The sequence below is a fragment of the Mycobacterium sp. 2-64 genome (assembly GCF_035918375.1).
Classification (GTDB): domain Bacteria; phylum Actinomycetota; class Actinomycetes; order Mycobacteriales; family Mycobacteriaceae; genus Mycobacterium; species Mycobacterium intracellulare.
This window is the reverse complement of the sequence record NZ_CP142361.1, coordinates 4096703-4118898: the sequence shown is the minus strand read 5'-3', so window position 1 is coordinate 4118898 and position 22196 is coordinate 4096703. Positions and strand designations below refer to the sequence as shown.

The following is a 22196-nucleotide window of genomic DNA, read 5'->3' as shown; positions in this document are numbered from 1 at the left end:
ATAAAGGCTAACCTCTCGCCACCAATCTGCCAGGCGGACCGGGGCCTCGGGGCGGGTCAGCCGGCTTCGTGGATCGGGGGCACCAGATGCAGCGCGCGGGGCCAGCGCCCGGGTGGGGGGCCGAACGCCCGGTTGGCGTTGCGGACCATCTTCTTGCCGGCGAGGTAGTTGCCGACCGCTCCCACCACGACCCCGATCCCGACCGGCAGCAGTTTGCCGAACAACAGGGCGCCCCGCCGCACCGTGTACTTCCTGACCCACGACTTGAGCAGCCGCGAGTTCAGTCCCGACATCGACGACAGCGGAAGCGCGGCCAGGCTCTCGGAGATCCAGCCGCCGTTGGTGCGCCGCGGACCGATCAACTGCGTGACGGCTTGCTCGCTGTTGTCACCGACAAGCACCGCCAGCACCAGGGCGCGGCGCCGTTCCCGGTGATCGGCCGGAATGTCGTGGACCACCGCGACCGCCAACACGAAGAACGCGGTGGCCTCGAGGAACGTCACCGTTTCCGCCGCCGCCGCGGACAGGGCACTCAACGTGCCGATTCCGGGGACGGTCGCCGCGGCTCCCACCGCAACACCGCCGGCCGTCACCATGGCCACGTAGCGCTTCTGCAGCTTGGCCAGGATCTCGGCCGGGCTGGCATCGGGATCGGCGTTGCGCAGCCGGGTCACATAGGCCTCGGCGGCGGGGCCCTGTATCCGCGAGCTGCGCTCGATGACCTGCGCCAACGCCCGCGCGGACATCTTGGGTCGACCGTTCTTGCCGGTCGGCGCCTCTCCCGCGTTGGCCATGGTGAATAACCGCTTCGGCGACCTGTTCCGTCGGGCCCGCATAGTGTCTCTCCTGCAAATGGGGTTCTTTCAGGCTAACGTGCCCGCGCCAAATCCTGACGCCGTTATCGACGCCCACCGGATCCGTGGCTGCCGGCCCTCTTGCGCCGCCGGGAATAATGCAGGCTGGATGTCTGCGACGGCCGTGCCGCCGGCCGGTCGTCGTGGTGAACGGTTCGCCGCGCGCGCGGTCGATGACCTGGGAGTTCAGGCCGATCGACCGGACGGGCCGATGCGGCGTAACGGCATCGTCGGGAGCGAAACGAGGTGGGGTGGATGACCACGGCTACGCCCCGCACGCCCGGGGGAGCGCGGCGCGCGAGATCCGGGCCGGCGCGGTCCGCCCACCGCTGGGATTTCTTCACCCAGAGCTCGCCGCAGTCGCAGAACCCCTGGAACCCGCTGTGGGCGATGATGATCGGCTTTTTCATGATCATGGTCGACTCGACCATCGTCGCCATTGCCAACCCGACCATCATGGCCAGCTTGCGCATCGGCTACGACACCGTGGTCTGGGTGACCAGCGCCTACCTGCTGGGCTATGCGGTCGTGTTGCTGGTGGCCGGGCGCCTGGGTGACCGGTTCGGTCCCAAGAATCTCTACCTTTTCGGCCTGGTGGTGTTCACCATCTCCTCGGTGTGGTGCGGGTTGGCCGGCAGCGCCACCATGCTGATCGCGGCCCGCGTCGTGCAGGGCGTCGGCGCCGGGCTGCTCACTCCGCAGACCTTGTCGACCATCACCCGAATCTTCCCGGCGCAGCGGCGTGGCGTCGCGGTCAGCCTGTGGGGCGCCACCGCCGGCGTCGCCAGCTTGGTCGGCCCGCTGGCCGGCGGGGTGCTGGTCGACGGCCTGGGGTGGCAGTGGATCTTCTTCGTCAACGTCCCCATCGGTGTCATCGGGCTGGGATTGGCTTATTGGCTGATTCCGGTGCTGCCCACCCAGTCGCACCGCTTCGACCTGATCGGGGTCGCGCTGTCCGGCATCGGCATCTTCCTGATCGTGTTCGGACTGCAACAGGGGCAGGCCGAACATTGGCAACCGTGGATTTGGGCGCTGATCGTCGCGGGCGTCGGATTCATGACGGCCTTCGCGTTCTGGCAGTCGCTGAACGCGCACGAGCCGCTGATTCCGTTGGTGATCTTCAGTGACCGCGATTTCAGCGTGTGCAACGTCGGGGTCGCCGTCATCTCCTTCGCCGCGACGGCAATGATGTTGCCGCTCACGTTCTACGCGCAGGCCGTGTGCGGGCTCTCGCCGACGCGCTCGGCTCTGCTGATCGCGCCCATGGCGATCGCCAACGGCGTTTTCGCCCCGTTCGTCGGCAAGATCGTCGACAAATACCATCCGCTGCCGGTGCTCGGTTTCGGGTTCTCGGTGCTGGCGATTGCGCTGACGTGGCTGACCTTCGAGATGTCGCCGACGACGCCGATTTGGCGGCTGGTGTTGCCGTTCTTTGCGACGGGTGTGGGGATGGCGTGCGTGTGGTCACCGCTGACCGCCACCGCGACGCGGAATTTGCCGCCGGAGCTGGCGGGCGCGGGTTCCGCGGTATACAACTCCGTGCGCCAGTTGGGCGCGGTGCTGGGCAGCGCCGGCATGGCCGCGTTCATGACCTGGCGGATTACTGTCGAGATGCCGCGGCAGCCGTCCGGCGGGGCCACCGACGAGGGTGCCTTGGCGTTGCAGCTGCCCGAATTCCTGCGCGAACCGTTCTCGGCCGCGATGTCGCAATCGGCTCTGTTGCCCGCATTCATCGCATTGTTCGGGATCATCGCCGCACTGTTCCTGGTCGGCTCTGCGCCGTGGACCGACAACGGTAGGGGCGGCGACGATCTGCTCGGGCCCGACGATGACGTCGTCGACGACGACTATGACGACGACGAGTACGTCGAATTGGTGCTGGTGCGCGAACCCGACGCCGGGCAGTCGAGCCAACCCGCGCCGCCGCGGCTCGATCCCCCGCAGCCACGGCGTAGCGAAGTGCCGCCTCGGGCCGATTCGTGGCACAACGCATTCGATGAACCAAAGGTCCAACCAATTGGCTATGCCCACAACGGTTCTCGTGTGGACAGCGGCAAACGCCTTCGCCAGGTGGCGGTGCGGCGCCCGCCCAAATCGATGCCACCGGGTGATCGGCTCACCCGGCCGCCGCGTCGCCACCACAATGGATCGGCGGGCCACTATTTCACCGAAGGCGAATCGCTGCGAGGTCAACACCACCGTCCCGATCCGGACGACGACCCCACCGGGTCGGGCCGGCACTCCTCGAGCGGTTAGCCGGTCTACCGCAGATCGGGTTGGGTCAGCGCCAGGAAGGCGCCCAGGTCGATCAGGCCCGCTGGTGTGGCGGGCAAGTATTCCGTCAGTGACGACGAGCGCACGATCACGGCTGCGTACTGAGCCCGGCTGACCGCGACGTTGAGCCGATTCCTGTTGAGTAGAAACGAGATTCCGCGTGGCACCACATCCATGGACGACACCGTCATCGAGATGAACACCACCGGCGCCTGTCCGCCCTGGAACTTGTCGACCGTCCCCACCCGGACCCCGCCGAGCGCCGCCGCGGTCAGGCGGCGGCGCAGCAGCGCCACCTGGGCGTTGTAAGGCGCCAGCACCAGCACGTCGGCGGCGGTCAAGGCTCGGGTGCCATGCTCGTCGGTCCACGCCGCGCCGAGCAGCTGTCCGATCGCGGCGACGATGGCGGCCGCCTCCTCGGGGCTCTCGGTCGAGTTCCCTTGGTGCTCTACCGAAAGTAGCTGCACGCCAGGTGAATACCCATCGAGGCGGCGGGCGGCCGTGCAGTCGTCGGACTGCAGCCTGTTCTCATAAGAGAGCGCCGAAACCGCGGCGCAGACGGCCGGATGCATTCGGTAGGAGCGGTCCAAGAAGTAACCACGTTCCTCGGGCAGGGTGCGCTGACCGTCGACCAGCCAATCCAGCGCCGAGGTGTCCACCGGCTCTGGATGGGTGCCCTGGCTGACTTGCGGCAACTGTTGCGGATCCCCGAGCAGCAGCAGGTTGTCAGCTGCCGGGGCCACCGCGATGGTGTTGGCCAGACAGAATTGGCCCGCTTCGTCGATCACCAGCAGGTCAAGGCTTTTCGGCGGTATCCGATTGGCGTTGGCGAAATCCCATGCGGTGCCGCCGATCACACATCCCGGTGTGTCAGCCAGGAAGGCGGCGTACGCGCCGCCATCGATCTCCCGCCAGCGCGGGGACTGGCGGTCGTAGCGCTTCTTTGCGATGCGCTGCGGATCCAGACCGGCGTCGATCACACAGTCCAACAGGTTCTCCACGGTGGCGTGCGATTGCGCGACAACACCGACGCGCCAGCCGTGTCGGGTAACCAGGTCGTGGATGACCCGGGCGGCGGTGTGCGTCTTGCCGGTTCCGGGCGGCCCATGAACCGCCAGGTACGACGAGTTCAGATCGAGTAGCGCGGCGGTGATGTCGGCGACGGTGTCACCGCCGTGCGGGAGGGGATCAGCGCTGCGCGTCCGGGGCGCTCGGCGCAGCAGCACGTCGACCACGGCGCTGTGCGGCAGCTGCGGCAATCCGGCGGCCACCGTGGTGGCGGTCGCCTCGATCGATTCCCGCAGGGCGGTGGTGGGGATGGGCGGGCCGGGAGTCAGCGCAAAAGGCAATTGGTCAAAGGTGTTGCCGTCACTGCCAACTCGTTCAACGACCACCACCTCGGTGGGCACCGCCGGATCGTCGGCCTCGATGACCGAGGCGCGTCCGGCCGCCCGCCGGTCCGGGTTGTCGGTCATGCCCGGCGGCGCCGGCGGGTTGTAGAGCGCGAATACGTCGCTTTTCAGGTCGCCACGCGCGAGTTCGCCGCGTAGCTGCAGCCGCCGCTGGGGTTTGCGCGCGCGGGGAGGTGTGTGCCAGTCGACGCTGACGGACGCGCGCTCAGCGACGAACACGTCGGTGTTATCCGCCCATTCGTCGACCGGGAAGTTCAACCGGTCGAAATGCGCCCACCAGAAGGGCTTGTCCTCGCGACGGTGGTAGCCGCGCGCGGCGGCCACCAGCGCCACCGCCGTCTGCTCCGGGGTGCGCTCGTCGATGCCGGCGGCCCCGGTGAACGCCGCCAGGGTCACCGCCAGTTCGTCGCGGTCCTCGACGGTGTTGCCGTCGCCGACGGGCTGGGCGCCGATCGGTACGACACCGGATTCGTAGGCGCGCAACATCAGCCAGTTACGCAGTTCCTGTGTCGACCGGCAGTCGTAGTGGTTGTAGTCCTCGATCTCCTTGAGCACAGAGGCGGCCTCGTCGCCGCGGCCCTCCGCGCGCAGTTCGCAATAGCGCGCGTAGGAGGTGATCGAACCGGTCGCCGTGGTCACGTCGCCCGCGCGCAGTTGTGACCCCATGTAGAGCGGTTCGAGCGCCTTGAGGCTGAATGACTCCGCGCCGACGCGAATGCTCCTGCGCACCAACGGATAAAGGTCGACCAGCGTGCCGCTGCGCAGCAGTTCGTCGACCTCGTCCTCGCCGACGCCGTAGCGCCCGGCGAGCCGCAGCAACGCGGTCTTCTCGTAGGGTGCGTAGTGGTAGATGTGCATGTTGGGGCGGCGCCTGCGCCGCTTGGCCACCATCGCCAAGAAATCGGTCAGCGCCTTGCGTTCGTCTGCCCGGTTGTGCGCCCACAGCGGGCGAAACCTGCCCGTAGGCCCGGCCTCCAAGACGCCGAACAGGTATTCCAGGCCCCACTCGCGGCCGTCGGCGGTCCACAGCGGGTCGCCTTCGAAGTCGAAGAACAAATCACCGGGGTCCGGCTCGGGGAGCAGCGCCAGTGGCTGCGCGTCGATGACCTGGACCTGCGGAACGCCCGTATCGCGTTGGCGCACTTGCAGTTTCGCCTGGGTGGTCAAGGCGGTGACGACACCCGCGGCCAGCTCGGGAACCGGCCCGCTGTGGGCGGCAAGTTCGGTGACGGTGGTGATGCCGGCCTTGAACAGCTTGTCCCGCTGGCTTACCCGCAGACCGGCGACCAACAGCACGTCGTCGGCGGCGCGCAGCTGCTCGATGCACGACGGGCAATGAAAACAGGCGGCCACGCTTTCGTCGTCCCATCGCACCGCGGCGCCGCTCGCATGGTGGTCGTCGAGCAGCCGCTGCAGCCGCACCCGCTGCAATCGGTAGACCGGGACCAGGTCGCTGACGCGGTGCCGCACGGCCGTTCCGTCGCCGAGCCGCAGTTCGGCCTCGGGCGCGACGGGCACACCCGAGGCCGCCAGCACGTCGGCGTAGGCGGCCAGTTGCAACAGCGCGGTCACCTTTTCGGAGCGGGCCAGCTTGGTGTCGACGACCCGATACTGCTCGCCGTCGCGGACCAGAAAGTCGGCGAATCCGAGGAAGCGGCCGTCGAACATCGCGGCCTGATACACCACGGGGGCGTGGTCGGCGACGGCGCGCAGCGTCGCGTCGGTGGCCGCCGCCAGCCCCGCGGGTGTGTAGGCCGGGCGGCCGATGACCGCGACGGCATCGCCGAATCGCTCGCGCAATCGGGCGAGCTCGCGCCGCTCATGCTCGTCGCCGAGGGTGGCTGTCCGCGTGAGCAGTTCGTCCTCGATCGCGGTCGCCGGCCCGCGGCCGAGTTTGGCGTCGAAATCCCGCAGCAGCGCGAATTCGCAGCGGGCGGCGGCGGCAAGGTCCGACGCGCTGTAAACGATGCTGTCGCCGGTCACGAACACTGGAGCCACTGTAGGACAGGGCTCCGACACGATGGTCGCGCCGGGCGGGCGTGCCCGGGATCAGTGCGCGGGCGTATTGCCGATCAGTTCGACGGCGTTGCCGTTCCAATGAAACTTCACGTGGGTGTTGAGGCCCTGGATCCCGCCCGGATAGGTCAGCGCCACCGTGTCGCCCGTGGTTTGCGCCGGGTCGATGCCGTTGAAGCCGTAGGTGTCGGGGACGCCCTGCGGGATGAATTGGCCGAGATGGAACAGCACCGCGCGGGTGGTGGGGCTGACCGCATTGGTGTTGGCCTTGATGATCACCGCCGACAGCTGCGCGCACTGGTTGTAGTTGCCGGCCAGCGGCTCGGGATTCCATGGCTGCTGGCTGCGCGGGTCGCGTGGCAGTTCGGACACCACCTTCGCGATGGTGGGCGAGGCGAGGTTGACCGCGCATGGATCGGTCGGTGGCGCGTTGCCGGGCTGGAGGGCCGGTAATGGCGTGGCCGGGGCCGTGATCGACGGGGTCTGAGAAGTCCTTGCCTGCGGTGTCTTTGCGACTGTGGAATCTCCTGAACCGCAGCCGGTCAAAGTGGCGGCGATCAATGCAACAGCGGCCGAGCAGGTCAGTGGCTCGGTACGACACGGTAGCGACCACACATCGACGCACCGTACCGTCATCGGCGCCGCGGGTGTGGCAGGCGTGGCCGAGGCCCGCTCGGCTGTGCTGATGATCACGCGGACCGCCGGACAGCCGGTCACCACTAGACTTCTTGGGCGATGACCCTCTCAGACAGCTCGACCGGGGCTGCCTCTACGACGTTTGCCGACCTGCAGATCCACCCCTCGGTGCTGCGGGCGGTTGCCGACGTCGGCTACGAATCACCCACCGGTATCCAGGCCGCGACGATCCCGGCGCTGATGGCGGGCTCCGACGTGGTCGGGCTGGCGCAGACCGGCACCGGCAAGACCGCCGCGTTCGCGATCCCGATCCTGTCCAAAATCGACGTCACCAGCACCGCCACCCAAGCCCTGGTGCTCGCCCCGACCCGGGAGCTGGCCCTGCAGGTCGCCGAGGCGTTCAGCCGGTACGGAGCCCACCTGCCCAAGATCAACGTGCTGCCGATCTACGGCGGCTCGTCCTACAGCGTGCAGCTGGCCGGGCTGCGGCGCGGGGCGCACGTGGTGGTCGGCACGCCCGGCCGGGTGATCGACCACCTCGAACGGGGGACGCTGGACCTGTCCCACGTCGACTACCTGGTGCTCGACGAGGCCGACGAGATGCTCACCATGGGCTTCGCCGAAGAGGTCGATCGCATCCTGTCGGAGACCCCGGAATACAAGCAGGTGGCACTGTTCTCCGCGACCATGCCGCCCGCGATCCGCAAGCTCACCACCAAGTACCTGCACGACCCGCTCGAGGTCAGCACCAAGGCGAAAACCGCGACCGCCGAGAACATCTCGCAGCGCTACATCCAGGTCGCCGGTCCCCGCAAGATGGACGCGCTGACCCGGGTCCTCGAGGTCGAGCCGTTCGAGGCGATGATCGTCTTCGTCAGAACCAAACAGGCCACCGAGGAAGTCGCCGAAAAGCTAAGGGCGCGAGGTTTCTCCGCCGCGGCCATCAACGGGGACATCCCGCAGGGCCAGCGCGAGCGGACCGTCGCCGCCTTAAAGGACGGCAGCATCGACATCCTGGTCGCCACCGACGTGGCCGCGCGCGGACTCGACGTGGAGCGGATCTCGCACGTGCTCAACTACGACATCCCGCATGACACCGAGTCGTACGTGCACCGGATCGGGCGCACCGGCAGGGCCGGACGTTCGGGCACCGCGCTGCTGTTCGTTTCGCCGCGAGAGCGCCACCTGCTCAAGGCGATCGAAAAGGCCACGCGGCAAACGCTCACCGAAACCGCCTTGCCCACCGTCGAGGACGTCAACGCGCAACGGGTGGCCAAGTTCGCCGATTCGATCACCACCGCGCTCGGGGCCCCCGGCATCGACCTGTTCCGCAAGCTGGTCCAGGACTACGAACGCGAGCACGACACCCCGATGGCCGATATCGCCGCCGCGCTGGCCCTGCAATCCCGCGACGGCGAGGAATTCCTGATGTCGCCCGAACCTCCGCCCGAGCGTCGCGAGCGGCGCACCGAGCGCCGCGACCGCCCCGAAAAGCCAAGGTCTACACGGCCGTTCGCCACGTATCGCATCGCGGTGGGCAAGCGCCACAAGATCGGTCCGGGCGCCATCGTGGGCGCCATCGCCAACGAGGGAGGGCTGCATCGCAGCGACTTCGGCCACATCGCGATCGGCCCGGACTTCTCGTTGGTGGAACTGCCGGCCAAGTTGCCCAAGTCGACGTTCAAAAGGCTTGAGCAGACCCGCATCTCGGGGGTGTTGATCAACCTTCAGCCGGACAGGTCCTCAGCCAAGGCCCGCGGCGGCCGGGACGGCGGGAAACCGCGCAGGAAACACGGCGAATGACGCTGTCCGAAGAACAGGACGCCCAGGGCGGACTCGAGCAGACCTCGCGCGTCGACCGCGTCGCCTCGCTGACGGGCGTCCGGGCCGTCGCCGCGCTGCTCGTCGTCGGCACCCACGCGGCCTACACCACCGGCAAATACACCCACGGCTATTGGGGCCTGGTCGGTTCCCGGATGGAGATCGGGGTGCCGATCTTCTTCGTGCTGTCCGGTTACCTGTTGTTCCGCCCGTGGGTGAAGTCCGCCGCAACCGGCGGCCCGCCGCCGTCGCTGAGTCGCTATGCGTGGCACCGGGTTCGGCGCATCATGCCCGCGTACGTCGTCACGGTGTTGTTCGCCTACGTGCTGTACCACTTCCGCGAGGCGGGGCCCAACCCCGGGCACTCGTGGCTGGGGTTGGCGCGCAACCTGACGCTGACCCAGATCTACTGCAACGGCTACCTGGGCAAGTATCTGCACCAGGGGCTGACCCAGATGTGGAGCCTGGCCGTGGAGGCCTCGTTCTACGTCATCCTCCCGCTGCTGGCCTACCTGCTGCTGGTGTTGATATGCCGGCGGCAATGGCAGCCGAAGCTGGTGCTGGGCGCCCTGGCGGCGATGGCGTTGATCAGCCCGGCGTGGCTGGTTCTCGTGCACACCGACCACTGGTTCCCCGACGGCGCCCGGCTGTGGCTGCCCACCTATTTGGCCTGGTTCCTCGCCGGCATGATGCTCACCGTGTTGCAGGAGATGGGCGTGCGCGGCTACGGGTTCGTGGCCATCCCGCTGGCCGTCATCTGCTACTTCATCGCGTCCACACCCATCGCCGGCGCGCCCACGACGTCCCCGGCGACGCTGAGCGAGGCGTTGTTCAAGACGTGCTTCTACGCCGTCATCGCCGCGCTGGCGGTGGCACCGCTGGCTCTGGGCGGCGCGCCCGATGCCCAAGGCTGGTATTCGCGGCTTTTGGCCAGCCGCCCGATGGTATGGCTGGGGGAGATCTCCTACGAGATCTTCCTGATCCACCTGATCACCATGGAATTCGCGATGGACTACATCGTCGGCGCGCGCGTCTATACCGGTTCGATGCTGTACCTGTACGTCGCGACGCTGGTGGTGACGATCCCGCTGGCGTGGCTGCTGCACCGGTTCACCCGTGTGCGGGATTGAGCAGGTTAGTCCCGGGCGGAAACCGGCGTCACGATCGGGACGACGAATTCCTCGATCATCGCCCGCTCCTCGTCTTCGTCGCGGCCCGGATAGGTCAGCAGCGAAACGATCACCCGCACCATCCAGCGACCGCGGCGCTCGATGACGGCGGGATCGTCGGGTCCTAACGACTGCAGGAACGCCACCGCCAGGGCCGCGATGACGTCCGACTGCCCGGCCAGTTCACCACCCACCGGCGGGCGGGTGGTGGCAAACCACGATGCCAGCGCGGGGCTTTCGCGAACCATTTCGAGTGTGACGAGAATGCTCGCGATCAGCCGTTCGCGCGGGTCCTCGATGCCGCCGGTGCGCGCGATGATCTTGCGGCCCAGCCGGTGGGTTTCGCGGTGAATGTAGGCGGTTCGCAGCGTCTCGCGGTTCTCGAAATACCGGTACAGTGTCGCGCGGGAACAGCCTGCCGCGCGGGCGATTTCGTTCATGCCGATCGAGTCCGAGTCGCGCTGCGTGTAGAGCTGCTCGGCCGCATCGAGGATCCGGTCGGCGGCCGCTTCGCTCCGGTGCGTACCCAGCCAGTCGTTGCCGGGCATCAGGACTTCATCCGAATCGGCACCGACAACGGGCGGCGCACGTAATTGCCGCCGGCCCAGACGATGCCGGATTCGTCCACCTCGAAGCTCGGGCAACGGGTCAGGAGCTCGGTCAGCGCGACGCGGGATTGCATCCGCGCGGCGGCGGCGCCCAGGCAATGGTGGGCGCCATGGCTGAAAGTCAGGATGTTGCGGGGGCATCGGGCCACGTCGAGTTCGCCTGCATCCGAACCATACTGGCGTTCGTCGCGGTTGGCCGAACCGTAGAGCAACAGCGCCCTGCGCCCAGCCGGGATGGTCGTCTCGCCCACGGTCACGTCCCGGGTCGCCGTGCGGGCCAGGCCCTGCACCGGCGAGGTCATCCGCAGCAATTCCTCGACCGCATCCGGAATGCGGCCGGGGTCGTCCACCAGCAGCTGACGTTGGTCGGGGCGTTCGTGCAGCAGCGGCATCGAACCGCCGAGCATGCCGGTGACGGTGTCGTTCCCGCCGGTGACCATGGTGAAGGTGAACGCCAGGATCGACAGGGTGCCGGCGATGTCACCGTCGGCGCCCACTCCGGCGGATACCAGGTGCGAGATGGTGTCGTCCTCGGGCTCGGTCCGGCGCCTTTCGATCAGCCCGGTGAAGTAGGTCATCATCGATCCGACCGCATCGCCGACGGTTTCCAGCGCGCCGGCAACGCCGCCTTGCAAGCCGCCTTCGGCGGTGTTGGCTGCGACGATGGCCTGGGTCCAGCCGTCGAACTGAGCCCAGTCCTCCTCGGGCACACCGAGATAGTGCGCGACCACCATCGACGGCAGCGGTTTGAACAGCTCCGCGACGATGTCGCCGCCGCCGGCCGAACGCAACCCCTCGATGCGCTCGACGACGAATTCGGTGACCTTGGGCTCCACGGCCTCCACCTGCCGCGGCGTGAAGCCGCGCGACACCAGCTTGCGGAACTCGGTGTGTACCGGTGGATCCTGCATCACAAACGGTGGATTATCCTGCAGCCCAATTAGTTCCAGGTCATCGTAGTTGACGGTCAGGCCCTTGGCGGAGGAGAAAGTCTCGTGGTCGCGGGCCGCGGCCCACACGTCGGCGTGCCGGGACAACACGTAGTAGTCATGTTCGGGGTGATTGGGTGGCACCACGTGGTGCACCGGGTCGTGATCGCGCAAGGCGCGGTACATCGGCCACGGACTGGGCCAGGTGTCGGCGGTGGCCAGCTGGAAAGCGACCGGTGCTTGGTGAGACATAACGACAGCCATGTCTCATTCGTACGACAATAGTTGCGCTCTGTCAACCCGTCGGGCTCAATCGGAACGCGCATGCATTGCTCACCAGCTCAGCTGTAGGTTCTCATTTTGCGTGGCGAACTTCTCACAGGAATAGCGAATGAATGGCGAATTCGCCAAAAAGTTGAGAAATTAGATAGTTCCGCTAAGCGGTCCAGCGGAAGTTTCCAGCGCCGTTTTCCTCCGAAAACCCGCCTGTAGTGACACGCCGGATTCGCGGTTGACCGCGTGGTGTGTCCATGTCAGATGTAGCTAGCCTCGACTTGAGTTCCGCTGTCGTTGCCTACCGGCCAGCGGCGGGGAAAACGCTGTCCGCCGGCTGACAAAGTGTCGCCGGAAACTTTATTTCGAGTAGCGGCTTGGCGCACCTTGCGTCGGTACTTCGGCTATCTGGTCATCCAAATCTGTTCCAAGGCAATACCTTGCGGGGTGCGGCTTTAGGCGGTCGAGACGGGTTCTTCGCCGACCAGTGTGGTGCGGTGCATGAGTCGTATTGAGGTCGGCTCAAATGGCAACGCGCGGTGCAGCATTCCGGTGTTGTCCCACATGACGAGGTCTCCGACGCGCCAGTGGTGGCGCAGCGTGAAGTGCGGTTGGGTGCACCATGTAAGGAGCCGGTCGAGCAGGGCGCGGCTCTTATCGGGTGGCCATCCGATAATTTCGGCGGCAGTGGCGCCGAGAAGGAGTGATTTGCGGCCGTTGCGCCGTGTCCATACGAGGGGGTGTGTGCGGGAGGGCACGCGGTCCCAGGAGGCACGTTGTTCGTCGGTGGCGTCCGGGTTGGCCAACGACTGTGCGTGGGCGAAGGTGTGCCGGACGTGCAGGTCGGCGATCTGAGTTTTGTCGTCGTCGCTGAGTGCGGCATAGGCGGCGTAGGTGTTGGCGAATTCTGTGTCGCCACCGGCGGGGTCGACGGCGCGGGCGGTCAATAGGGTTGCTTTTTGGGGGATTTCGTCGGTGGCGCCGTCGATGTGCCAATGAAAGTTACCCTGCCGGTAGGACGCCAGCAGCGCGTTGGTCTTGGTGGGATCCAGTGTGATGGTCTGGATCTCGGGGTAGCGATGTTCGCCGGTGGGCTGCGTGACCAGGGTTCCCAGCCGGCGGCTGAAGGCCAGTAATTCGTCGTCGTCGAGGTTTACTTCGCGGTAGATGAGCACCCCGTGCTCATCAAGAGCGCGCTGGGTGTTCTCGGCGGCCTGCGGTTTGGCGAGATCACTAGCGCTCACGCCGGTGAGTTCCAGCCCGATCGTCGTCGAGGTGGCCTGGTGGTCTGGCGGCATGACGCCCTCCTTCATGTTCAAGCGGGGACCGCATACTCGTCAACATCGCAGTACACTGTACGACCGTACAGCATTGCTATACAGTCGTACAGATGAACATCGGAGACGGGGTCGACAGCGGCGTGTACTACGACCCCTGGAACGTCGAGATCGACCTGGACCCGTACCCGACCTACAAGCGGCTGCGTGATGAACAGCCGTTGATGTACAACGAGCGCCACGATTTCTGGGCGTTGAGCCGCTACGCTGATGTCGATGCTGCACTGCGTGATCCGCAGCGGCTCAGCTCAGCCAAGGGCGATATACTCGAGGTCGTCAAGACCGATCCGGTGATGCCCCCGGGGGTGTTCATCAACGAAGACCCACCGCTGCACACGATTCACCGGGCGCTGGTCGGGCGGGCGTTCGCACCGAAGAAGATGAAGGCCCTCGAGGACAAGATCCGCGCGTTCTGCGTGGCCTGTCTGGATCCGCTAGTCGGTGGTGATCGGTTCGATTTCGTACAGGATCTGGGCCGCGAGCTGCCGATGAAAACGATCGGGATGCTGGTCGGCATCCCGCACGCCGATCAGCCTTCAGTACGCGCGGAGGCTCACCGGGTGTTGCGCAACCGGCCCGGGGAGCCGCTGCCGGTGGACAAAGACCATTACTTCGACGGCGACATGTTTGGCGACTATGTCGCGTGGCGCCGAGAGAATCCCTCCGATGATCTGATCACGGAGTTGTTGGCCGTTGAGTTTGACGACGAGACGGGCACGACGCGGAGGCTGCGCACCAGTGAGTTGCTGATCTTCTTGGCGGTGATCGCCGGTGCCGGTGTTGAGACGACCGGGCGGCTGTTTGGCTGGATGGGCAAGGTGCTCGCCGAGCATCCCGATCAGCTGCGCGCGTTGTCGGCCGATCACGGGTTGGTGCCGGGTGCGATCGAGGAGCTGCTGCGCTTCGAGCCACCCGGCCCGCACGTGGCGCGCTACGTCGCGACCGACGACATCGAATTTCATGGGCAGACGGTGCCCGAGGGCAGCGCGCTGCTGTTGATGCTGGCCTCGGCCAACCGCGACGAGCGTCACTTCGAAGATCCAGACCGGTTCAATCTGCACCGAAAGCCCGGCGGGCACTTGACGTTCGGGCGGGGCGCGCATTTCTGCCTGGGTGCACCGCTGGCCCGCCTGGAGGGCCGGATCGCGCTGGAGGAAGTGCTGAAACGGTTCCCGCACTGGGAGATCGACTACGCCGGCACCCGCCGCTCACGCACGTCGACGGTCCGTGGCTGGGACACCATGCCCGCGATCGTCACCTGACTGCGCGGCATCCGAGAACGCCAGCGCGGCAAGCCCTATCGGACTAGTGGAGCGGCTCGATGGCGCCGAGATAGCTTTCGAACGCCGCGATCAGCGCGCGGTGGCCCATATCGACGTTGATGCCATCTTCGAGACTGAGATATTTCGGAATGCTGGTCAACAGCAGCACCATGGCCTCCGGGGAGAACCGATTGTCGAGCAGCAGCGTGTCTCCGTATTTGGCGCGCAACGCCTCGAGTTGAAGGTGCCGGATGCGCAGCGTGCCGGCGGTGATCTCGTCGCGCAGCGCCGGGCGGTGATTGCCCAACGCCATCAGTTCGGTGCTCATCGCGCCGGCCGCTTCGCTGAAGCTGTACTCCCACAACACCCGCAGTGGGTCAGCGGGCCGGCGGCCCAGGGCGTCGTTCCAGCGGTGTATGTCGCGTTCGATGAGACGGTGCACCATGGCCACGAACAAGCTGTCCAGGGTGGGGAAGTAGTACTGCACGAGACTGGGATTCACCCCGGCCTTGGCGGCCAGCACGCGGTAGCTCACCCCGGCGTGTCCTTGATCGAGCAGCAGCCGCTCGACGCCGTCAAGGATTGTGTCCCGGGTGGAGGGCGTGGCCGCACCGGCACCCTTGCGTGCAGTGGTCACACCTACCTCCTAGACCCGCGTCGTACCGCAACTGCGTTAGCAGGCAGCTTACTGTGCACCCGTACAGCCCAGCAGTATGCGCGCGGGACACCGGTCACGGCTCGGTCCTGCTCTCGTCATCGGCGACTGCCGGTCGCGGGGCCGCGGTGAGCGCTGCGCGCAGGTCGTCATCGAGCGGGGTTTGTAGGGAGTTCACCATCCACGCCAGAAGGGTGTAGGAGCCGGCGGTGAAGATCAGATCCAGAATCTGCTCGGTGTCCAGGTGCGCGGTCAGATCGCCCCACGCCTGGTCGCCGATAGCGCCATGGTGGGCGAGGTCGTCGACAGCGCGTAGCACTGCGGCATCGCCGGCATCCCAGAACGGTGCGTCGGGACCCCAAGCAATCCAGCTGATTTCGAGGTCGGTCAACCCAGCGTCGCGGGCCAATAAGATGTGCTGGACCCACTCGTACGACGATCCGGCCAGCACTGCGGCGCGCATGATGATCAGTTCCCGATGCCGCTCGCTGAGCGTGGTCGCCAGCAAGAGATGTCCGTTGAGGGCGAAATAGCGTTTCGCAAGAGCGGGGTGGTGCGCGAGCGTGCCCAGGATGTTGGTGCCACTGGGGCGGCCTTCCCGGGTCAGGGGGTAGCGCCGCCGCGAGGGCACCATCTCGCCCAGCGCCTCCTGCATCTGCGGTGACCACTGATCACGCGGCAGCGGGTCTATCCGGACCATGAGTACTCCTTCGGATTCGTTGCCCACCATTGCTTACGGTGGGAAAACTGTTGTGCACAAACCATCTTCGCGATCGGTTCACGAGCTGGCGCCGCAGCGCCGCCTCTCCTCGCGGCAGCGGGATGCGCGGTGTGTCGTACCGGCGACCCCCTTGCACTGTACGCCTGTATAGGCTATACATCTGTATGAACTTTTCGGGTCGTGACGCGTCGATGTGGAGGTAGATGTCGTGGAAACCACCAGCACGGAGACGGGTCAGGCTTCAGCGACGAGCGGCGCGACGCCCGATGTCGCGAACATCGACTTCTTCACCGACACCGCGGTGGTCACCGATCCCTACACGTACTTCGACGCGCTGCGCTCGCGGTGTCCGGTGGCCGCCGTGCCACACGCCGGGGTGGTGGCGGTGACCGGGTACGAGGAAGCGGTCGCGGTCTACCGCGACGCCGAGACCTACTCGTCGTGCAACGCCGTGGGTGGCCCGTTCCCGCCTGTGGTGACACCTGATGCCGCAGTCAGCGATATCACCGACGTCATCAACACGTCGCGAAACCAGTGGCCGTTCAGCGAGTTCATGGTCACGATGGATGGCGCCGACCACGAAGCCCAACGCGGACTGCTGCGCAAATTGCTCACCCCGCGCCGGCTCAAAGAAAATGAGGACGCGCTGGCCGGCATCGCCGATCGCTGCATCGACAGCTTCATCGACAGCGGACGCTGCGAAGTGGTCAACGAATACGGCAAAGCGTTCACCACATGGGCGATCGCGGACCTGCTCGGCGTCCCCGAACAGGACCGCCCCGAAGTTCAGCAGGTGCTGGCCGGCAGCACCATCAGCGTGGTGGGCAGCGAAGAGACGCTGCCGGTCAACCCGCTGGAGTTCCTGTATCAGAAGTTCGGGCACTACATCGAGGACCGCCGCGCCCACCCCCGCAATGACATCCTGACCCATCTGGCCAGCGCCACCTACGAGGACGGCACACTGCCCGACCTCGATGCCATCGTGCGGACAGCGACCTTCCTGTTCGGCGCCGGACAAGACACCTCGGCGCGGATGCTGGCCGCGGCACTGCGAATCGTGGCCGAAGACAAGGACACTCAGCAGCAGCTGCGCGCCGACCGCGGGCTGATCCCGGAGTTCGTCGAAGAGGTGCTGCGCCTGGAAAGCCCCACGATGAGCGATTTCCGGCTGGCCCGCGTCGACACCACCCTGGGCGGGGTCGCCATCCCGGCCGGCACCACCGTCATGATTCACCCCGGGGCAGCCAACCGCGACCAAAGCCGCTTCGAGCATCCCGCGCAGTGCATGCTGGGCCGCACCAATGTGCGGGAACACATCGCGTTCGGCCGCGGCGCGCACTCCTGCCCCGGCGGCCCACTGGCCCGCGCCGAGGGCCGAGTGACGCTCAACCGGTTCTTTGACCGCACCAGCGACATCTCACTCGACGAGGACGTGCACGGTCCGGCCGGTCAGCGGCGCTTCGACTACGACCCGACGTTCATCGTCCGCGGGCTGAGCAACTTGCACCTGATCCTGATCCCCGCGCAGTAGCCGGACCCCGACAAGCGAAGAGACAGCCATGAGCAGAGTTGCGGTGATCACCGGCGGCGCATCCGGGATCGGGGCGGCGATCAGCGGCCGGCTGGCCCGGCGGGGCCACAAAGTCGCCCTCTTCGATCAGGCCGGTGACACCCTCAAACAACAAGTAGATGCCCTGCAGAACAACGGATCTGATGCGCGCGGATACGAGGTCGACGTCACCGACCGGGCCGCGGTCATCGCGGCCGTCAACGCCGTACGCGCCGATCTGGGGCCCGTGCACATCGCGGTCACCAGCGCCGGAATCACCTCGTATGCGCCGTTCACCGACCTGAGTATCGAACAGTGGAATCGCACCCTGGCCATCAACCTGACAGGCACATTCAACAGCGTGCAGGCCGTGATCCCGGACATGATCGCCGCCGGCTGGGGGCGAGTGGTCACCATCTCCTCAGCCGCAGGCCAAGCCGCCGCCCCCGGGCAAGCCGACTACGTCGCGTCCAAAGGTGCGGTTATCGCGCTGACCCGGGCGCTGGCCGCCGAATTCGCCGGCAACGGCATCACCGTGAACACGATCCCACCCGCCCTGGTCGACACTCCTATGGCGCGGGCGGCCGAAGCCGACGGCACGCTACCGGCAAGCCTGGACGACATCGGCGCGATGCTGCCACTCAAACGCGTCGGCACCAGCGACGACATCGCCGCGGCGTGTGAGTTCCTGTGCTCCGAGGACGCTAGCTACATCACCGGCCAACAGATCAACGTCAACGGCGGAATCTACATGTAACGCAACAGGATGGACGACTCACTCCAACAGCAACCCCATCCGACAGTGTCGGCGTGACACCTTCAGCCCACCGAAAGCGAGCCCATCGTGGACCAGTACGGACCTTTGGCCAACAAGGTCATCGCCTACCAGGACACCGTCGTCAAGCTGGTGCCCACCGCCAAAGAGCCCGCAGATTGGGCTCCGCTCGGGGAGTTCATCGCGATCGACGAGTTCGCACGGACCGGCCCGTTCCTCGACAACCAGGACTGGGCCGGCTACACCGAAATGATCCAAGGCTGGTCCGGCAGCGTCCAAGAATTTGAGACCACCGTGCGACGGGTCGCCGAACTCGAGCACCGCGTCTACTTCGAAGTCGAGGAGCGACACCGCTACGGCTCCGACTGGCTGGTGGTCAACTCAATGAACGTGTTCGAGTTCAACGCTGCCGGCAAAGTCTGCCACCTCGACGTCTACCTGCAGTCACCGCCACCACCGGCGGCCGGATAACAGCTCGCCATCCATAGAGACGAAATCTCTTATCCCATGGGAAAACTTGAAGGGAAAGTCGCCATCATCACCGGCTGCGCGAGCGGACTGGGCAAACAGCATGCGCTGCGCTTCGCCGACGAAGGCGCCCGCCTGGCGATCTGCGACGTCCAGGAAACCAAACTCGCCGACACCGAACGTTTGTGCCGCGAACGCGGAGCCGACGTCGTCGCGATGCGCTGCGATGTCGGCGACTACGACCAACTCGCCACGTTCGTCAAGGCCGCAGTCGACTGGTTCGGCACCATCGACGTGCTGGTCAACAACGCCCACAAGATCACCGACCTGCGCAGCTTCCTCGACTTCAGCGCCGCCGACCTCGACACCGAACTGCGTACATCGCTGTACGCCAGCTGGCACATGATGAAGCTGTGCTTTGAGCACATGCGCGACAAACCCGGCGCCGGCGCCTCCATCATCAATACCGCCTCCAAAGGCGGCATCGAGGGCACCGTGTTTCACGCCGCCTACGCCGCCGCCAAAGAAGCCATCCGCGGTCTGTCGCGCGTCGTGGCCAGGGAATGGGGCGAATACAACATCCGGGTCAACACCGTCAGCCCCGGCGGCTGGACCGACAACACTACCAACCTGCTACACAAACGCCGCCCCGAAGTTCAGGAATGGGCACGACAAGCGTTCCAGGACAACCCGTTCGGCAAGATCGGCGACCCCTACGACGACGTATCCCCGGTGTTCGTGTTTCTGGCCAGCGATGACAGCCACTGGATCACCGGACAGAACCTACACGCGGACGGCGGTGCATGGATCACCGCATGACCCAGCACCGCAGCACAACCCGCGGCTCCGCCTTCCCCGCGAGCCCGGGTCGCCGACGAACAGGAGCCACCCGTGTCTGATCGGTTCAACCTCGAAGGCCGCGTTGCGCTGGTGACCGGCGGCGGCACCGGCATCGGGCGGGCCTCCGCACTGGTCCTGGCCGAACACGGCGCCGACGTCGTCCTTGCTGGCCGGCGCCCAGAACCCCTGCACGCCACCGCCAAAGAGATCCACGACTTAGGCCGCCGCGCCCTGGCAATCAGCTCAGACGTGACCACCGCAGCGGCCTGCCGCCAGCTCGTCGACGACACGATCACCGAATTCAGGCGAGTCGACATCCTGGTCAACTGCGCGGGCGGCGCAGAAACCAAACCCATCCTCAAATGGCCCGACGACGACTTCGAACACACACTGGCCCTGAACTTCGGGGCCGTGTGGCACCTGTCCAAAGCCGTCGCCAAACCCATGTTCGCCCAAGGCAAAGGCGCCATCGTTAACATCTCCTCCGGCGCGAGCCTGCTCGCCATGCCCCAAGCCGCGCCCTACGGCGCCGCCAAAGCAGCGATGAACAACCTCACCGGGTCGATGGCCGCCGCATGGGCCAAAAAGGGAGTCCGCGTCAACGCCATCGCCGTCGGCGCAGTGCGCGCCGCCACCCTGACCGACGACGCCGCCCGATACGGGCTCGACCCCGACGCGATCGCGCTGTCCAACGGGCTGGGCCGCCTCGGAGAACCCGACGAGATCGGCTACGGCGTACTGTTTTTTGCCTCCGACGCCGCCAGCTTCTGCTCAGGACAAACGCTGTACATGCACGGCGCACCCGGGCCGGCCGGAATCTAGCGACAGCCACAACACGCGCGGCGGACAGGAGACACACACAGATGAGTCGGGTAGCAGTGGTCACCGGCGGCGGCTCAGGCCTGGGAGAGGCGATCTGCGCCGCCCTAGCCCACGACGGGCACCGCGTCGCCGTCCTCGATGCCAACCCCGAGGCCGCCGACCAGGTGGCCGCCACCGTGCGCGATCACGGCGGACACGCTCTGGCCGTAACCACCGACGTCGCCGACGAGGCAGCCGTCACCACCGCGTTCGACACCATCCGCAGCGAACTCGGCCCGGTTGGCATTCTGGTCACCAGCGCCGCTGTGGCCGGTTTCACCCGCTTCGACAACATCACCCTGACCGAATGGAACCGCTATCTGTCGGTCAACCTCACCGGCACATTCCTGTGCCTGCGCGCCGCCCTGGCCGACATGGTCGCCGCGCAGTGGGGCCGAATCGTCACCATCTCCTCGGCCGCCGGCCAACGCGGCGCATCCCGACAAGGCCACTACTCGGCCACCAAAGGCGGTGTCATCGCCCTCACCAAGACCATCGCACTGGACTACGCCGCCAAAGGCATCACCGCAAACACCGTGCCTCCGTTCGTCATTGACACACCCATGCTGCGAGCCCAGCAGGCCGCCGGAACACTGCCGCCCTCGGAATACCTCGTCAAAGCCGTCCCCGCCGGCCGCCTCGGAACCGGCGACGATGTCGCCGCGCTGTGCGCGTTCCTGTGCTCTGAGGCGGCCAGCTACATCACCGGCCAAGTCATCGGCGTCAACGGCGGCGCCATCATCTAACAGCCATCTGACCACATCTACTCACCGCCAGCAGGTTTCGCGCCCCACCCCTCGCGGCGCACAGCCGGACAGGAGACAAGCCCTATGTCGAGCGACAGACCCGTCGCGGTCGTGACCGGCGCCAGCCGCGGCGCCGGACTGGGCATCGCACGTGCCCTGGGCAGCCACGGCTGCACCGTCTACGTCACCGGACGCACCGACCACACCAGCGAATCCGCCGCTTCTGGCACCATCGACGACGCCGCCGCCGCCGTCACCGCCGCCGGCGGCCACGGTATCGCCATGCGCGTTGACCACCGCGACGACGAACAAACCCGAGCCCTGTTCGACCTCATCGCCCGCGACCACGACCACCTCGACATCCTGGTGAACAACGCCGCCATCGTCCGCGACGAAATGATGGGCCGCACCAAATTCTGGGAAGAACCCCTCAGCGTGATGGACACCCTGGCGGTCGGGGTGCGCAGCAGCTACGTCGCCACCGTCTACGCCGCACCCCTGATGCTTCCGCACCGCCGCGGCCTGGTGGTCTTCACGTCATCCTCGGGCGCGGTGCACTACAACTTCGGCCCCGCCTACGGCGTACCCAAAGCCGCCGTCGACAAAATGGCCGCCGACATCGCCTTCGACTTCAAAGAATTCGGCATCGCGAGCGTCTCCATCTGGATGGGGTCACTCCTTACCGAACGCGTCAAACGCATCATCGCCCGCAATCCCGACAAACTCGGACACGTCCTTGACACCGCCGAAACCCCCGACCTCACCGGCCACGTCATCTGGGCGCTCTACAACGACCCCCACCTGGCCGACTTCAGCGGCAAAACACTCATTGGCGCCGAACTCGCAGCGCGGTACGGCATCACCGACGAAGGCGGCCGACAACCCCCGTCCTACCGCGACATGTTCGACGTCCACCCACACACGCAATACCCCCACGTCATGCGCTGACCCAACCTGAGCTCGGTGCGTAAGGTCAGTTCTCCTGACTGA

19 protein-coding genes are annotated in these 22196 nt (G+C 66.4%); 11 read left to right on the top strand and 8 right to left on the bottom strand.

All coding sequences use genetic code 11. The features are described from left to right. Positions 1–56: 56 nt before the first annotated feature. Complete coding sequence (locus tag QGN31_RS19085; protein ID WP_029385054.1) at positions 57–836, bottom strand: hypothetical protein; 780 nt, start codon at positions 834–836, stop codon at positions 57–59. A 273-nt stretch (positions 837–1109) separates the two neighbouring features. Here QGN31_RS19085 and QGN31_RS19080 point away from each other — a divergent pair, with 273 nt between their 5' ends. Next, entirely contained in the window at positions 1110–3110 is a 2001-nt protein-coding gene (locus tag QGN31_RS19080) for an MFS transporter (RefSeq protein ID WP_014941459.1), read from the top strand. A gap of 5 nt (positions 3111–3115) precedes the next feature. Here the strand turns inward: QGN31_RS19080 and QGN31_RS19075 are convergent, their stop codons facing one another. Together QGN31_RS19075 and QGN31_RS19070 are read right to left on the bottom strand one after the other, a co-directional pair. Further along, the gene (locus QGN31_RS19075; RefSeq protein ID WP_014941460.1) at positions 3116–6529 is read right to left on the bottom strand and encodes a TM0106 family RecB-like putative nuclease; all 3414 of its coding nucleotides are present in this window, start codon (positions 6527–6529) and stop codon (positions 3116–3118) included. Between the two features lie 60 nt (positions 6530–6589). Continuing rightward, positions 6590–7192 carry an LppP/LprE family lipoprotein gene (locus QGN31_RS19070; RefSeq protein ID WP_043955633.1) on the bottom strand — a complete coding sequence of 201 codons (603 nt, stop codon included), beginning with the start codon at positions 7190–7192 and terminating at the stop codon, positions 6590–6592. 99 nt (positions 7193–7291) lie between these two features. Between QGN31_RS19070 and QGN31_RS19065 the strand changes: the two genes are divergently transcribed. Further along, complete coding sequence (locus tag QGN31_RS19065; protein WP_014382022.1) at positions 7292–8995, top strand: DEAD/DEAH box helicase; 1704 nt, start codon at positions 7292–7294, stop codon at positions 8993–8995. Then, complete coding sequence (locus QGN31_RS19060) at positions 8992–10143, top strand: acyltransferase family protein (protein WP_014941462.1); 1152 nt, start codon at positions 8992–8994, stop codon at positions 10141–10143. Before QGN31_RS19065 ends, QGN31_RS19060 begins: the two co-directional genes overlap by 4 nt. Before the next feature lie 5 nt (positions 10144–10148). Here the strand turns inward: QGN31_RS19060 and QGN31_RS19055 are convergent, their stop codons facing one another. From QGN31_RS19055 to QGN31_RS19045, 3 genes are all read right to left on the bottom strand, one after another. After that, positions 10149–10730 carry a TetR/AcrR family transcriptional regulator gene (locus QGN31_RS19055; RefSeq protein WP_014941463.1) on the bottom strand — a complete coding sequence of 194 codons (582 nt, stop codon included), beginning with the start codon at positions 10728–10730 and terminating at the stop codon, positions 10149–10151. Next, entirely contained in the window at positions 10730–11983 is a 1254-nt protein-coding gene (locus QGN31_RS19050) for a cytochrome P450 (protein ID WP_162137758.1), read from the bottom strand. Before QGN31_RS19050 ends, QGN31_RS19055 begins: the two co-directional genes overlap by 1 nt. A 464-nt stretch (positions 11984–12447) precedes the next feature. Continuing rightward, positions 12448–13290, bottom strand: a complete 843-nt coding sequence (locus tag QGN31_RS19045) for a TauD/TfdA dioxygenase family protein (protein ID WP_043955635.1) — start codon at positions 13288–13290, stop codon at positions 12448–12450. Between the two features lie 92 nt (positions 13291–13382). Here QGN31_RS19045 and QGN31_RS19040 point away from each other — a divergent pair, with 92 nt between their 5' ends. Beyond that, on the top strand, positions 13383–14591 hold the full coding sequence (locus QGN31_RS19040; RefSeq protein ID WP_014941466.1) for a cytochrome P450: 1209 nt from the start codon (positions 13383–13385) through the stop codon (positions 14589–14591). A gap of 43 nt (positions 14592–14634) precedes the next feature. Here QGN31_RS19040 and QGN31_RS19035 read toward each other — a convergent pair whose 3' ends face one another. Both QGN31_RS19035 and QGN31_RS19030 read right to left on the bottom strand, forming a co-directional pair. Further along, positions 14635–15228: a TetR/AcrR family transcriptional regulator gene (locus tag QGN31_RS19035; protein ID WP_014941467.1), complete on the bottom strand. Its 594-nt coding sequence runs from the start codon at positions 15226–15228 to the stop codon at positions 14635–14637. 94 nt (positions 15229–15322) lie between these two features. Continuing rightward, positions 15323–15946 (bottom strand): carboxymuconolactone decarboxylase family protein, encoded by a 624-nt coding sequence (locus tag QGN31_RS19030; RefSeq protein WP_043955637.1) that lies wholly within the window; start codon positions 15944–15946, stop codon positions 15323–15325. A gap of 229 nt (positions 15947–16175) precedes the next feature. Here QGN31_RS19030 and QGN31_RS19025 point away from each other — a divergent pair, with 229 nt between their 5' ends. From QGN31_RS19025 to QGN31_RS18995, 7 genes are all read left to right on the top strand, one after another. Beyond that, on the top strand, positions 16176–17498 hold the full coding sequence (locus QGN31_RS19025; RefSeq protein WP_158020464.1) for a cytochrome P450: 1323 nt from the start codon (positions 16176–16178) through the stop codon (positions 17496–17498). Between the two features lie 28 nt (positions 17499–17526). Continuing rightward, on the top strand, positions 17527–18273 hold the full coding sequence (locus QGN31_RS19020; RefSeq protein WP_014941470.1) for an SDR family NAD(P)-dependent oxidoreductase: 747 nt from the start codon (positions 17527–17529) through the stop codon (positions 18271–18273). Between the two features lie 87 nt (positions 18274–18360). After that, positions 18361–18762: a hypothetical protein gene (locus QGN31_RS19015; protein WP_014941471.1), complete on the top strand. Its 402-nt coding sequence runs from the start codon at positions 18361–18363 to the stop codon at positions 18760–18762. A 36-nt stretch (positions 18763–18798) separates the two neighbouring features. After that, positions 18799–19578 carry an SDR family NAD(P)-dependent oxidoreductase gene (locus tag QGN31_RS19010; RefSeq protein WP_014941472.1) on the top strand — a complete coding sequence of 260 codons (780 nt, stop codon included), beginning with the start codon at positions 18799–18801 and terminating at the stop codon, positions 19576–19578. Between the two features lie 72 nt (positions 19579–19650). Next, positions 19651–20421: an SDR family NAD(P)-dependent oxidoreductase gene (locus QGN31_RS19005; RefSeq protein WP_014941473.1), complete on the top strand. Its 771-nt coding sequence runs from the start codon at positions 19651–19653 to the stop codon at positions 20419–20421. Positions 20422–20462: 41 nt separating this feature from the next. Continuing rightward, positions 20463–21206 carry an SDR family NAD(P)-dependent oxidoreductase gene (locus tag QGN31_RS19000; RefSeq protein ID WP_043954582.1) on the top strand — a complete coding sequence of 248 codons (744 nt, stop codon included), beginning with the start codon at positions 20463–20465 and terminating at the stop codon, positions 21204–21206. A gap of 84 nt (positions 21207–21290) precedes the next feature. After that, on the top strand, positions 21291–22154 hold the full coding sequence (locus QGN31_RS18995; protein ID WP_014941475.1) for an SDR family NAD(P)-dependent oxidoreductase: 864 nt from the start codon (positions 21291–21293) through the stop codon (positions 22152–22154). Positions 22155–22196: the final 42 nt, after the last annotated feature.